The 13,430-nt window shown below is 69.8% G+C and carries 10 protein-coding genes and 1 pseudogene; 6 read left to right on the top strand and 5 right to left on the bottom strand.

Annotated elements, in window-relative coordinates; genetic code table 11:
- Nucleotides 1–4 precede the first annotated feature (4 nt).
- Nucleotides 5–337, bottom strand: a complete 333-nt coding sequence (locus RDV84_RS01620; RefSeq protein WP_078999615.1) for a hypothetical protein — start codon at nucleotides 335–337, stop codon at nucleotides 5–7.
- 120 nt (nucleotides 338–457) lie between these two features.
- Here RDV84_RS01620 and RDV84_RS01615 point away from each other — a divergent pair, with 120 nt between their 5' ends.
- Nucleotides 458–775, top strand: coding sequence for a Rieske (2Fe-2S) protein (locus RDV84_RS01615; protein ID WP_231784017.1), 318 nt, complete (start codon nucleotides 458–460; stop codon nucleotides 773–775).
- Between the two features lie 242 nt (nucleotides 776–1,017).
- Here the strand turns inward: RDV84_RS01615 and RDV84_RS01610 are convergent, their stop codons facing one another.
- From RDV84_RS01610 to RDV84_RS01600, 3 genes and pseudogenes are all read right to left on the bottom strand, one after another.
- Nucleotides 1,018–2,865 carry an SLC13 family permease gene (locus tag RDV84_RS01610; protein ID WP_057946457.1) on the bottom strand — a complete coding sequence of 616 codons (1,848 nt, stop codon included), beginning with the start codon at nucleotides 2,863–2,865 and terminating at the stop codon, nucleotides 1,018–1,020.
- 49 nt (nucleotides 2,866–2,914) lie between these two features.
- On the bottom strand, nucleotides 2,915–3,697 hold the full coding sequence (gene trmB, locus RDV84_RS01605) for a tRNA (guanosine(46)-N7)-methyltransferase TrmB (protein WP_309152256.1): 783 nt from the start codon (nucleotides 3,695–3,697) through the stop codon (nucleotides 2,915–2,917).
- Between the two features lies 1 nt (nucleotide 3,698).
- A pseudogene (locus tag RDV84_RS01600) lies at nucleotides 3,699–4,631 on the bottom strand (DUF6053 domain-containing protein); the annotation flags it as partial.
- On the opposite strand from RDV84_RS01600, the gene RDV84_RS25655 reads away from it, so the two are divergent.
- From RDV84_RS25655 to RDV84_RS01585, 4 genes are all read left to right on the top strand, one after another.
- Complete coding sequence (locus tag RDV84_RS25655) at nucleotides 4,546–4,725, top strand: DUF6053 domain-containing protein (RefSeq protein ID WP_425608202.1); 180 nt, start codon at nucleotides 4,546–4,548, stop codon at nucleotides 4,723–4,725. The pseudogene RDV84_RS01600 and the gene RDV84_RS25655 sit on opposite strands and share 86 nt — an antisense overlap.
- Before the next feature lie 102 nt (nucleotides 4,726–4,827).
- Nucleotides 4,828–7,440 carry a TonB-dependent receptor gene (locus RDV84_RS01595; RefSeq protein WP_309152254.1) on the top strand — a complete coding sequence of 871 codons (2,613 nt, stop codon included), beginning with the start codon at nucleotides 4,828–4,830 and terminating at the stop codon, nucleotides 7,438–7,440.
- 56 nt (nucleotides 7,441–7,496) lie between these two features.
- Nucleotides 7,497–8,723, top strand: a complete 1,227-nt coding sequence (locus RDV84_RS01590; RefSeq protein ID WP_309152253.1) for a phosphatidylinositol-specific phospholipase C1-like protein — start codon at nucleotides 7,497–7,499, stop codon at nucleotides 8,721–8,723.
- Nucleotides 8,724–8,986: 263 nt separating this feature from the next.
- The gene (locus RDV84_RS01585) at nucleotides 8,987–10,564 is read left to right on the top strand and encodes a CehA/McbA family metallohydrolase (protein ID WP_309152252.1); all 1,578 of its coding nucleotides are present in this window, start codon (nucleotides 8,987–8,989) and stop codon (nucleotides 10,562–10,564) included.
- Between the two features lie 345 nt (nucleotides 10,565–10,909).
- Here RDV84_RS01585 and thiS read toward each other — a convergent pair whose 3' ends face one another.
- Nucleotides 10,910–11,110 (bottom strand): sulfur carrier protein ThiS, encoded by a 201-nt coding sequence (gene thiS / locus RDV84_RS01580; RefSeq protein ID WP_057949975.1) that lies wholly within the window; start codon nucleotides 11,108–11,110, stop codon nucleotides 10,910–10,912.
- A gap of 518 nt (nucleotides 11,111–11,628) precedes the next feature.
- On the opposite strand from thiS, the gene RDV84_RS01575 reads away from it, so the two are divergent.
- Nucleotides 11,629–13,422, top strand: coding sequence for an autotransporter outer membrane beta-barrel domain-containing protein (locus tag RDV84_RS01575; protein WP_309153665.1), 1,794 nt, complete (start codon nucleotides 11,629–11,631; stop codon nucleotides 13,420–13,422).
- Nucleotides 13,423–13,430: the final 8 nt, after the last annotated feature.

Below are 13,430 nucleotides of genomic sequence, written 5' to 3'. Positions count from 1 at the left end.
GCGCTCAGCGGGCCCGGTCGGCGGCGCGCGGCAGCGCCTGCGGCGCGACCACGCGGAACTCGCCCTCGACCACGTCGCCGGGGCCCTTGGCCCGCGCTGTCATCGGTTTGCCACGGCGCTGCCATAGCTTGTAGGCCAGTCCGACCGCGATCATCGCCGCGCCGACGAAGACGCTGAAGAACACCAGCAGCGCCAGCAGGCCCAGCCCGACCACGCCGAGGACGAAGCGCAGGAGGCGGTGACGCGGCTTGCGCGGCTCGAAAGCGCTGCGCACGCGCGACTGGAACGCATTCCATTGCGAACGTTGATCGGCGAATCGGAAGGTCTGGGCGAACATTTTCGGTCGTCGTGAGACAATGCGGCCTGGGCCGGACAGATGAGTATCGTTCCAGGCATGAACGATGGTGTGAGAACTTCGTTAAACGCATCCGGCGACGACGGCTCCGGCGCGCAGCCCTTGATCGAGCTGGAGCGCCTGGCCGACGGCGGTTTCGCCGAGGTCGAAGCGACGATCGACGGCGATGCCGAATCGTTGCTGCTCTACCGCGACGGCGACGCCGTGCGCGCCTGGCTCAACATCTGCCCGCACGCCGGACGCAGACTGGATTGGGCCCCCGGGCAATTTCTCAAGAGCAAGGACGGGCTGCTGGTGTGCGCGGCGCACGGCGCCAGCTTCGAGCTGGGCGGCGGCGAGTGCGTGGCCGGGCCGTGCCGCGGCGAAGCGTTGCGCGCGGTCGCGGTCGATGTGCGCGACGGCGGAGTCTGGCTGGCGTAAGCCGCCTGGCCCACCTGTAGGAGCGGCGCGGGCCGCGACTGCGGGAATTGATCGCCGGCGAACGCTTGCGATCGCGCCGTAGTGCCCGATCTGTTTGGGCGGCGGCGCTTCTTGCTTGCGCGCGCTGTGCGTTTTCGCAGTCGCGGCTTGCGCCGCTCCTGCAGGCAGCCCAGGTGGGGGCGCGGGAGCGGGAGGGTTATCCGGTTGGCCGGGCTTCGGGGCGTGCGTGGTATGGCGTCGCTTTATTTGCCCCAGAACAGCACGTTGATCATCAACACCGTCACCACGGTATAGATCAACGACAGCGGCCCGCCGATCTTCCACAGTTCCTTGCCGCTGTAGCCGGCCGGCCCGGTGATCATCGAGATCACCGGATTCGACGCGGTCATGAAGTTGTTCGACGCCGACAGCGCCACGATCAGCGCGAACGCGGTCGGGTTGCCGCCGGCCGCGAGCGCGAGGTTGACCGCGAGCGGCACCACCACGATGGTCGCGCCGACGTGGCTGATGACCAGGGAAAACGCGGTCGTCAGCAGTCCGACCAAGATCTCCAGCACCCACACCGGCGTCCCGTGGGGCAGCCGCTCGATGCTGTGGCCGGCGATCCACGCCGCCGCGCCGCTGGAATCCATCGCCCAGCCCAGCGGAATCAGGCAGGCCATCAGGAACACGGTCTTCCAGTTGATCGCCGAGTAAGCCTCGTCGATGTTGAGCACGCCGGTGATCAGCATGCCGACCACGCCGGTCATCAGCGCGATCGACACCGGCAGGCGCGAGGACAGCGCCAGCAGCATCGCCACGGCGAAGATCGCCAGCGCGATCTTGAGCTTGTGCGGGCGCTGCTCGCCCTTGGGGTAGTCGGTGACCACGACCAGGTCCTTGCTCGCCGCGGCGCTGGCCAGGTCGGTCCAGATGCTGTGGAACACCAGCATGTCGCCGGCGCGCATCGGCACGGCGCGGACGTTGTCGCGCAGCACGGTCTTGTCGCGGTTGATCGCCAGCAGGCTCAGGCCGGACTGCTTGCGCAGGTGCAGGTCCCCCGCGGTCTTGCCGATGTACGCCGAGGTCGCCGGCACCACCGCCTCGGAGATGCCGGCGCGGCTGGGATTGAACAAGTCGGCGAAGTTGCGCAGGCGCGAGGACAAACGCAGGAAATGGTTCTGGGCGAAGTCGGCGACCTGCTGCTTGGGCCCCATCGCGCCGAGCACGCTGCCGACCCAGATGCGGGTGTCGGCCGGCGGCGCCAGGCGCGAGTCGTTGTCGCTCTTCAGCGCCAGCAGCAGCGGCGCGCCGCGCAGGGTCTCGGCCTCGCCGAGCGACATGCCGACCAGCGGGCTGTCGGCGGTCACGGTGAGTTCGTAGACGTCGCCGTCGATGCCGTAGGCCTTGGCGAAATAGCTCTGGGTGCGCGCCGGCGTCGCGCCCTTGTCGCTGTCGTCCTTGAGCAGCTTGTCGCCGAAGAAATGGAAATACGCCAGCGAGGCCGCCAGCAGTGCGATGCCGATCGGCAGCGGCGCGAACATCTTCAGCGGCTCGATGGTCGCCGCGCCCGAGGGCAGGTTGCTGTTGGCGTTGAGCAGCAAGTCGTTGAGCAGGATCAGCGGCGAGTTGCCGACCATGGTCAGCGCGCCGCCCATGACGATGGCCGCGGCGATCGGCAGCAGCAGCCGCGGCAGCGACAGGCCGGTGCGCGAGGACAGGCGCGCGGCGACCGGCATGTACAGCGCCATCACCGAGGGGTTCTGCATGAACGAGGAATTGAGCCCGGCCACCGCCGTGGTCAGCAGCAGCAGGCGCTGCTCGACCCCGTGCGCGCGCCGCAGCAGCCAGCCGGCGAGGCGGTTGAGCGCGCCGGTGCGGTCCAGGCCGGCGCCGAGGATCATGGTGGCGATGATGCTGATGACCGCGTTGCCGGAGAAGCCGTTGAACAGCTCGTCCGGCTCGACCAGGCCCGACAGGCCCAGCAGCACCAGCACGACCAGGGCGACCACGTCGGCGCGCACGCGCTCGAACAGGAACATCGCCATCGTGAACACCACCAGCCCGAGCACCAGCATCATGTCGGTGGTGAGCGCGAGGGAGGTGTCCATGCCGGTTCGGTCGGGGTCTCGGTCGGGTCGCTAGGAAAACCTGTCCGCGCTACGCCTGCTGCGCCGTGCCGCCGCCGTTGTCGGGCACACGGTCGTCGGGCACGCGGTCGTACAGCAGGTCCCAGACGCCGTGGCCGAGTTTCTGGCCGCGGGTCTCGAAGTGCGTCTGCGGGCGCCATTCCGGTCGCGGCACGCTGCCGCGCGGACCTGCGCGGTTGGCGAGCCCCCTGGTCGCGTCCAGGACGTCCCACATCTGTTCGGCATAGTCCTGCCAATCGGTGGCCAGGTGCAAGCGTCCGTCCGCGGCGAGCTTGCGCACCAGCAGTTCGGCGAACGCCGGCTGGACCAGGCGGCGCTTGTTGTGGCGCTTCTTGTGCCACGGATCGGGGAAGTAGATCCGCACCTCGTCGAGGCTGCCGTCGGCGACTTCGTGGTTGAGCACTTCCACCGCGTCGTGGTGGTAGAGCTTCACATGATCGCTGCCGTCCTCGGCCAGGGCGTTGAGCAGCCGGCCCACGCCCGGGGCGTGCACTTCGATGCCGATCAGGTCGCGATCGCGGTAGTTCTGCGCGGCGTAGCGCAGCGCCTCGCCGTTGCCGAAACCGATTTCAAGCACGCGCTTGGCGCTGCGGCCGAAGATCGCGTCGTAATCGCGCGGCGAGCCGGCGTAGTCGATGCCGAAGCGCGGCCACAGTTCGTCGAAGGCGCGCTGCTGGGCCGGGGTGAAGCGGCCCTGGCGCAGCACGAAGCTGCGCACCTGGCGGCGGCCTTCCTCGACCGTGAACGGCTTGGGCGGGGCTTTGTGGCCGTCGCTGGAGAACGGGTCCGTCATATCAGCCGATCAGCCCGTCGACCGGGCTCGACGCGCTGGCGTAGCGCTTGCGCGGAATCCGCCCGGCCTTGAACGCGGCGCGGCCGGCTTCGACCGCCAGCTTCATCGCGTGCGCCATCAGGATCGGCTCGCGCGCGCCGGCGATGGCGGTGTTCATCAGCACGCCGTCGCAGCCCAGTTCCATCGCGATGGCGGCGTCGGAGGCGGTGCCGACGCCGGCGTCGACGATGATCGGCACCTTGGCGTTCTCGACGATCTCCAGCAGGTTGTACTTGTTCTGCACGCCCAGGCCCGAGCCGATCGGCGCGGCCAGCGGCATCACCGCGACGCAGCCGATTTCCTCCAGGCGCTTGGCCAGGATCGGGTCGTCGGAGGTGTAGACCATGACGTCGAAACCGTCCTTGACCAGGGTTTCGGCCGCGGCGAGGGTCTGGATCACGTCGGGGAACAGGGTGCGCTGGTCGCCGAGCACTTCCAGCTTGACCAGGGTGTGGCCGTCGAGCAGCTCGCGGGCCAGGCGGCAGGTGCGCACCGCGTCGTCGGCGGTGTAGCAGCCGGCGGTGTTGGGCAGCAGGGTGTAGCGGTCCGGCGGCAACACGTCGAGCAGGTTCGGCTCGCCCGGGTTCTGACCAATGTTGGTGCGGCGGATCGCGACGGTGACGATTTCGGCGGCCGCGGCCTCGGTCGCCAGGCGGGTTTCGGTCAGGTCCTTGAACTTGCCGGTGCCGGTGAGCAGGCGCGAGCGGTAGGTCTTGCCGGCGATGACCAGCGGATCGGAGAAGGCGGTGTCAGTCATCGCGCAATTATGGCCGATGGGGGGCGGGCCGTGGGGCGTCGAGGTGGCCGCTGTGGCCCGACGGCTCCCTGTGGGAGGGCCTTCAGGCCCGACGCTTTCCGGTCCGATCGCGGTGATCTGGAACAAGAGCGTCGGGCCTGAAGGCCCTCCCGCAAGGGCCGAAGCTGCTCCATCGGCAGCGGACTTGACCGGATCTGGCGGCAATTGCGCGCGCCGTGTCACGAATCTTTAAGCCTTGGCGTTCAGCATTCATCGCGGCTGCCGGGCGCCATGCACGGCTTCGGACGGAACCGACGGCAGCGATCCCTTCCTTCCGAATCCGCCGTCCGCCGCCATGACCTCTCGTTCCCGCCAGCTCACCCGGGCGATCCGCTTCGCCCTGGCCGCCAGCCTCGTTTGTGCTGGGTTTTCCGCCACCGTTTCGGCGCAGGAGGCGGCTTCGGGCGCTTCCGGCGCGGCGCGGGCCGACGCCGCAACGCCTGCATCGGCCTCGGACGGCGAGGGCTCCGCCGCTGCGGTGGACCTCGACAAAGTCATCGTCACCGGCCGCTCCGGCACCCGCCAGCGCAGCAAGGCCGAGACCAGCTACTCGATCACCGCGATCGAGGAAGAGCGCCTGCGCCTGCAGGCGCCGACCTCGGTGACCGAGGCGATGAAGTCGGTGCCGGGCTTCTGGGTCGAGGCCAGCGGCGGCGAAGCCAGCGGCAACATCCGCGCGCGCGGCATCCCGGTCGACGGCTTCGGCTCGGTGACCCTGCTCGAAGACGGCATCCCGGTCCAGCACGATCCGGCCCTGGGCTACCTCAACGGCGACCAGGCCTTCCGCCTCGACGAGACCGTCGAGCGGGTCGAAGTGGTGCGCGGCGGGCCCTCGTCGGTGTTCTATTCCAACGCCCCGGCCGGCGCGATCAACTTCATCCCGCGCAGCGTCGGCGACAGCGCCGAAGGCGTGGCCAAGCTCACCGTCGGCGACTACGGCCTGACCCGCTACGACCTGTTCTTCGGCACGCCCCTCGGCGGCGGCTGGAAGTTGGGCCTGGGCGGCTTCTGGCGCAGCGACGACGGCCTGCGCGACCCGGGCTATCCGGCCAACGACGGCGGCCAATACCGCATCAACCTGTCGCGCGCGTTCGAGCGCGGCAACTTCAGCTTCGACTACAAGCGCGTGGACGACAAAGTCGCGCTGTACCTCGGCATCCCGATGCGCAGCTACGCCGACGGCAAGATCCGCGGCGTGCCCGGCTTCGACGCCCACGACGGCACCCTGGCCGGGCCGCAGACCCGGCGCCTGGGCATGATCCAGGGCGACGGTTCGCTGTACGACTTCGACAACGCGCTCGGCACCCAGGTCAAGCGCGACCAGTACACGGCCAAGTTCGACTACGACCTCGGCGCCGGCTTCCAGCTGGCGCAGTCGCTGCGCTACAGCCGCACCCGCACCCAGCGCAACGGCGTGTTCCCGCTGACCCTGCAGAGCGACGCCAAGTTTTACGCCGATTCGGCGGTTAAGAAGCTGATCGCCTCGGTGCCCGGCGCGGTCGGCGCGCAGTTGCGCTATGTGGATGCGCCGGAACAGGCGTTCGCATCCAACCAGAACGGCAACGGGCTGATGACGATCTCCGGCCTGCGCGGCGTGACCATGCCGGTCGATGAATTGATCAGCGACACCCGCCTGATGCGCCGCTTCGATTTCGGCGGACAGAGCCACGATGTCACGCTCGGTTACTACTACGCCCGCTTCGACCAGGACTTCGATCGTTATTCGTCCAATGTGCTGACCGATGTGCGCGACAACGCGCGCCTGCTCGACCTGGTCGCGGTGGACGCCGCCGGCCGGCCGTTGCGCACGCTGACCGACAAGGGCGTGTACCGCTACGGCTACGAGTGGGAAAACGCCAGCGGCCGTTCCACCACCCAGGCGCTGTACCTGTCCGACGAATGGCAGGTCAACGACAAGCTGCGCATCGACGCCGGCGTGCGTTGGGAGCAGGTCAAGGTCGAGGGTTGGACCGAAGTGCGCAAGCAGGTCAACCTCGGCACCGCGGCGACTTCGCAGATCCTCACCGGCTCGGGCAGCTTCGTAAGCTACGACCAGAAATTCGACAAGATCGGCTGGACCGTCGGCGCCAACTGGCAGTTCGATCCGCACCAGGGCGTGTTCGCGCGCTGGACCCCGGCGTTCCGCCTGCCGAGCCTGTCGAGCTACATCACCAAGTACTCCAACTGCGACCTGGCCAAGCTCGCCGCCTGCGCCAACGATCCCAACGGCCGCCCGGTCACCCAGACCATGGACCTGGGCGAGATCGGCTACAAGTTCAGCAACGAGCAGTTCGACCTGTTCGCGACCTTGTTCTACACCAAGTACGACAACGTCGGTTTCAGCAATTACGTGTTCGACCTGGGCAGCGGCGCCTCGACCGTGCAGCAGGGTTTCGCCGACACCAAGACCACCGGCCTGGAGCTGGAAGGCTTCTGGACCCCGGTGCGCTGGTTCGACCTGCAGGCGACCGCAACGATCCAGGACCCGAAGTACAAGGGCCTGCGCTACACCGAACTGGTCAACGGCGCGCCGGTGTTGCGCGACTTCGTCGACAACCAGCTGATCCGCGTGCCCAAGAACAGCTTCCGCGTGGTGCCGGGCCTCAACCTGCTCGACGAGCGCCTGCGCCTGCAGGTCTCGTACGAGCACGAAGGCGAGCGCTTCGTCGATACCGCCAACTCGGTGAAGCTGCCGTCGTACTACGTGATCAACGCCAGCGCGCGCTACGAGTTCGCGCCGGGGCTGAGCCTGTACCTGTACGCCGACAACCTGACCAATTCGCTGGGCCTGACCGAAGGCAACCCGCGCGCCGGCGAGCTGCAGAGCGCCGACGCCGGCAACAACACCTTCATCGCCCGGCCGTTGCTGGGGCGCGGCTACCGCGCGGCGCTGATGTACCGGTTCTGAGCGGCGGCGGTCGGGTGGCGGGCGTATCGTTGCCGGTTTCGATGCGGAGAGCGGACATGAAGGCTTGGGCATTGCCGATGTTGGCGTTGGGACTGTGCTGCGCGCTGGCGGGAACGGCGCGCGCGCACGACGAACCGGCCGCGCCGCGGCCGGTCGATCCGGCCTGCAAGCTCGACGCCGCCGACGCCGCGCAGGCCGGGCCGGACTGCGCCGAGGCCTGGATCGACCGTAACCTCGGCCTCGCCGACGTCCAGGCCATCGGCACCCACAACAGCTACAAGCTGGCGATCCCGGCCGAGGAACTGGCCGCGCACCGCGCCCGCGACGCCGCCGGCGCGGATTCGCTCGACTACGCCCACGCGCCGCTGCACGAGCAACTCGAACTGGGCATGCGCCAGTTGGAGCTGGACGTCTACTACGACCCGCAAGGCGGCCGTTACGCGCATCCGCCCGGCGCCTTGCGCCAGGGCTACGGCGAGGCCGGGCCGTGGCCGTCGGGCGTGGCCGCGCGGATGGCGCAGCCGGGGTTCAAGGTCATGCACCTGGCCGACATCGACTTCCGCAGCCAATGCATGGTCTTCGTCGAATGCCTGCGGCAGATCCGCGCCTGGTCGCGCCAGCATCCGCAGCACGCGCCGATCCTGATCCTGATCAACGCCAAGGACGGCAAGGGCGGGCCCGGCGCGGCCGCGCCGCTGGCGTTCGACGCCAAGGCCTTCGACGCGCTCGACGCCGAAGTGCGCGCGGTGTTCGCGGCCGACGAGTTGATTACGCCCGACGACGTGCGCGGCCGCGCCGCGACCCTGCGCGAGGCGGTGCTCGCCGGCGGCTGGCCGAAGCTCGGTGTCGCGCGCGGAAAAGTCCTGTTCGCGCTCGACGAGGAACCGCGCAAGGTCGCGCTGTACCGCGGCGCGCGGCGTTCGCTGCAGGGGCGGGCGATGTTCGTCAACGGCGACGAAACCTCGGCGGACGCGGCCTATCTGACGATCAACGATCCGGTCGCCGATGGTGAGCGCATCCGCGCGGCGGTGCGCGCCGGTTTCCTGGTGCGCACCCGCGCCGACGCCGATACCGCCGAAGCGCGCCGCAACGATCCGCGCCGGCGCGAGGCCGCGTTCGCCAGCGGCGCGCAGTACATCTCCACCGACTATCCCAAGCCCGATCTGCGTTTCAGCCGCTATCGGGTGACGTTTCCGCGCAGCGAGGTGGTGCGGTGCAATCCGCTGCGCGCGCAGGATCGTTGCGCTCACAGGGCTGTGGAAGCGCCCGAGAAGCACGACTGAGGAATGCGCGTCAGAAGCGCGCGTGAGAAGCGTACGCGAGCGGCACGTTCGACGAGCACGACTGAGCCGGTGCGATGCCCGATACGCAATTATCGACCGAAGCGATGAACGATCCGACCCGTCCGCGCCACCCCAGCCGTCATTCCCGCGAACGCGGGAATCCAGGGCTTTTCGTGCGAGAACGCTTGAGGCCTCTGGATTCCCGCCTTCGCGGGAATGACGGTGTGAGGGCGCGCGGGCTAACGGGTTTCCAGGGCAAAGCCATGCACCTCCTCGCGGCGGCTTGCGCGCTCGCAGTCGCGCTGGCCGCGTCGTGCATGAGCGCGCCCGCGCTCGCGCAAGGGCCCGCACACGCCAACGAAGCGACGCACGCGCGACTCGTCGCCGCGGGGCCCGCTGATCTCATCCTGCAAGGCCGCATCACCGGCGCCGACAACCAAACCTACCGCGAACTCCCGTTCCAGGTTCCGGCCGGGACCGCCCGCATCGAAGTCGAGTTCGACTACGACCGCAGCGACAAAACCACCATCGACCTCGGCCTGCTCGGCCCCGGCGAATTCCTCGGCCGCGACGGTTTTCGCGGCTGGAGCGGCGGCAACAAGCGCCGCTTCAGCGTCGCAGCCAGCGACGCCACCGCGTCCTACTCGCCCGGCGCGCTGACGCCGGGCGAATGGAAGCTGTTGCTTGGCATCCCCAACATCCGCGCCGGCGGCAACGCCGCTTACACCGCGCGCATCCGCCTCACTCTTGCGGCCACGCCGGATGCGCTGCCACAGGAGAACAAGGCCCCGTTGCGCAGCGAAGCGGGCTGGTACCGCGGCGACCTGCACATGCACAGCGCCCACAGCGACGGCAACTGCGCCGGCCAAAGCGGCGCGCGCGCGCCGTGCCCGCTGTTCCTCAGCGCGCAGGCCGCCGTCGCGGCCGGCCTGGACTTCGTCGCGGTGACCGAGCACAACACCGTCTCGCACCTGCCGGCGTTGCGCGAACTGCAGCCGCACTTCGACCGCCTGCTGCTGATTCCCGGCATGGAGATCACCACTTTCCAGGGCCACGCCAACGTCTTCGGCGTGCGCGCGCCGGTCGACTTCCGTGTCGGCAGCGCGGCGGTGCCGGACTGGAACGCGGTGCTGGCGCAGATGCGCCGGCGCGGTTTGGCGGTGTCGATCAACCACCCGATCCGGCCCTCCGACGAGCGCTGCATGGGCTGCGGCTGGACGCCGCGGCCAGCTGCCGACCTGGGCCTGGTCAGCATGGTCGAGGCGATCAACGGCGGCGACGCCGACACGCCGGGCTCGGGCATCGCGTTCTGGCAGCGCGGACTCGATGCCGGCCACCGCCTCACCGGCGTCGGCGGCAGCGACAACCACGACGCGCCGACCGCCGCCGAGGAACCCTTCGGCCCCAGCCGCATCGGCCGGCCGACCACGGTGGTGCACGCGCGCGAACTGTCCGAGGCCGGCATCCTCGACGGCCTGCGCGCGGGCAACGTGTTCGTGGACGCCTTCGGCAGCCGCGACCGCCTGCTCGAACTGCGGGCCCGGCACGGCGCGAACGAAGCCGCGATGGGCGGCGAACTGGTCGTGCCCGCGGGCCAGCGCGCGCGCCTGCGCGTACAGGTACGCAACCTCGCCGGCGGCCGGGTCGAGGCGACGCTGGACGGCGCCAAGGCGGCGTTGATCGCGCGGCCGCAGGTGAGCGCGGCGCAACAATCGTTCGAGTTCGACTGGCCCAGCGACGGCCGCCGCCATTGGCTGCGTATCGACGTGCGCGATGCGCAGGGGCGGTTGGCGCTGATGGGGAATCCGGTCTACTTCAACTGGAGCGCGCAGCGCCCTTGAGCTTGTGGATTCGCGGGGCAGGGCGAGAGCGAGATCAACATGGATTCCGGCTTTCGCCGGAATGACGGTGCGAGGGGGCGCTGAGCAAGCGTACTCGTCGAGACGGCCGCGAGAGCCGCGCACTGTCTTACCGTCGTTCCGCTGAAAGCTGGAATCCACATCGGATTTTCCACCACGTAACCGCCACTAACGACGATCCCGCCCGCAGCCCCTGTAGGAGCGGCGCAAGCCGCGACCGCGCCACCGCATTCACGGCGAAAGTTCCATCGCCCGCGCCCCCGCAGTCCCGGCTCGCGCCGCTCCTAGAGGTAGCGAACCCAACTACGCCGCCATCGGCCCCAGCGCTCAACCCCCGCCCAGCGCGTGCACGATCTCGACCTTGTCGCCCTCGGCCAGCACTGTCTCGCCGTGGCGCCCGCGCGGCACGATCTCGCCGTTGATCTCCACCGCGACCCGCCGCTCGCCCAGGCCTTCGGCCGCGAGCAACTGGAGCAAGGTGACCGGCGCGACCAGGGCGCGCGCTTCGCCATTGAGCAGAATATTCATGCCGGCATTGTCGCCGTTGCCGGGTGGCGCGGCCAGCCGCGCGGCCGGACCGACATCGCCCGCTGCGCGCGCCGTCGCCGCGTGCCGCGCCTGTATTCGCCGCATCCGCCGCCGCCGCCGCGCGTTCCCGGTTGCGGCACGCCGCCGCCGCAACCGCCAAGCCCGGCAACACCGCCGGCCCGGCCGTCGGCCCCGCCGCCGCGATCCCGCGCCGCCGCCCGCGCCGCTTTCCCGCGCCGTGACCTCCGGCCCCGGTGCATCCGCGCCGGCGGGCGCATAATCCGCCGCCGGGAGCCGGCCGCGCGCCCGCGGCTTTGCCGCGCTGCGCCTTGCCAGCCTCGCCGTGACCGTGTTTCGATTCGCGCCATCCGCCGCCATGCGCTGCCGTATGCGCAGCGCCTACCGTCGGAAGCACGCCTGTCCGGCGCTCGCGCCGCCCGTTTCCGGGCCGCGGGCGCCGCCACCGCAAGCCCCATAAGAAGCAAGGAAGTGCATTGATGAAAACCGCTCGTACCGCGCTGGCCGCCGCCCTGGCGCTGGCCGCCGCCCCGGCCTTCGCCGGCGGCCCCTATTCGCAGACCGTCTTCATCGGCGACAGCCTCACCGATTCCGGCCACTTCCGCCCGGCGCTGATCCAGGCGGTCGGCCCCAACGGCGCGCTGATCGGCCGCTTCACCACCAACCCGGGCCTGGTCTGGTCGGAATGGCTGGCCGATTACTACGGCACCAACGCCGCCAGCGACAACCAGGGCGGCACCAACTACGCCGTCGGCGGCGCGCGCACCGGCACCAACACCAGCGGCGCGCTCGGCCCGATCGATTCGCTGGCGACCCAGACCACCAAGTACCTCGCCGCCAACGGCGGCCGCGCCGATCCCAACGCCCTGTACACCGTGTGGGGCGGCGCCAACGACCTGTTCGCGGTCGCCGGCGGCGCGCCGGCGCAGGCCACCATCGGCGCGGCCGTGACCGCGCAGGTCGGCGTGGTCGCCGCCCTCAACAACGCCGGCGCCCAGTACATCCTGGTGCCGAACATCCCCGACCTGGGCTCGACCCCGCAGTTCCGCGCCGGCGGCCCGGCGCAGATGGCGGCCGGCAGCCAACTCGCGACCACCTACAACAACGCGCTCTACGGCGGCCTCAGCGCGGCCGGCCTGCGCTTCATCCCGCTGGACACCTACAACCTGATCCGCGAAGTGGTGAACAACCCCGCGCCGTTCGGCATCAGCAACGTCACCGGCACCGGCTGCAACCCGCAGATCACCGCGTCCTCGGTCACCTGCAGCCCGCTGAACTACGCCGCGCCGGATGCGCCGAACTCCTACGCCTTCGCCGATGGCGTGCATCCGTCCTCGCGCTCGCACCAGATCCTGGCCGACTACGCGATCTCGGTGCTGGAGGCCCCGCGCTTCGTCGCCGTGCTGCCGAACTCGGCCGCGATGACCGGCCGCGCCCGCGCCGACCAGGTCGCCAGCCACGCCGAACGTCCCGACGGCGACGGCATGCGCTGGTGGAGCAGCGTGCGCGGCGACTTCCAGCGCTACGGCCACGGCGACGTCTACGACGGCGCCGGTCCGGCGCTGACCGGCGGCATCGATTGGGCCCGCGGCAACCTGGTGTTCGGCGGCTTCCTCGGCTACGGCCAGCAGAAGCAGGACTTCGGCCTGCGCAACGGCGACTTCGAGCAGAAGGAAGCCAGCATCGGCGGCTTCATCGGCTGGTACGGCGAGCGCGCCTGGGTCAACGGCCAGCTGAGCTACACCAAGCTCGACCTCGACATCGACCGCAAGGCCAACCTCGGCATCGCCACCCGCACCCACCACGGCTCGACCGACGGCAAGAACGTCACCGCCGCGATCAACGCCGGCTACGAGTTCGGCGAGGCCCTGCGTCACGGCCCGGTGCTCGGCGTGGTTGCCCAGCGCATCGACATCGACGGATTCGCCGAAAGCGACCCGACCCTGTCGACCTCGCTGGCCTACCCCGACCAGAGCTACGACTCGCTGATCGGCAGCGTCGGTTACCAGGTCAACTACACCCACAGCGAGAAGTTCCGCCCCTACGCGCGCCTGACCCTGGACCGCGAGTTCGAAGACGCGCCCAAGGACGCCCACGCGCGCCTGCAGAGCCTGCCGGGTACCGGCTGGTACTCGGTCAAGAACCGCGAATTCGACCAGGACTACGGCACCCTCCTGTTCGGCGTGCGCACCAAGCTGTTCGGCCTGGACGCCAACCTCGGCGCCAGCGCCACCGTCCACCAGGACGGCGGCAACAACACGACCGTGTTCGCGCAAATCGGCGGCGGCTTCTGATGCCGGCG

The sequence above is a fragment of the Lysobacter yananisis genome (assembly GCF_031199375.1).
In the GTDB taxonomy this organism is placed as follows: domain Bacteria; phylum Pseudomonadota; class Gammaproteobacteria; order Xanthomonadales; family Xanthomonadaceae; genus Lysobacter; species Lysobacter yananisis.
This window is presented reverse-complemented; position numbering and strand designations above follow the sequence as displayed.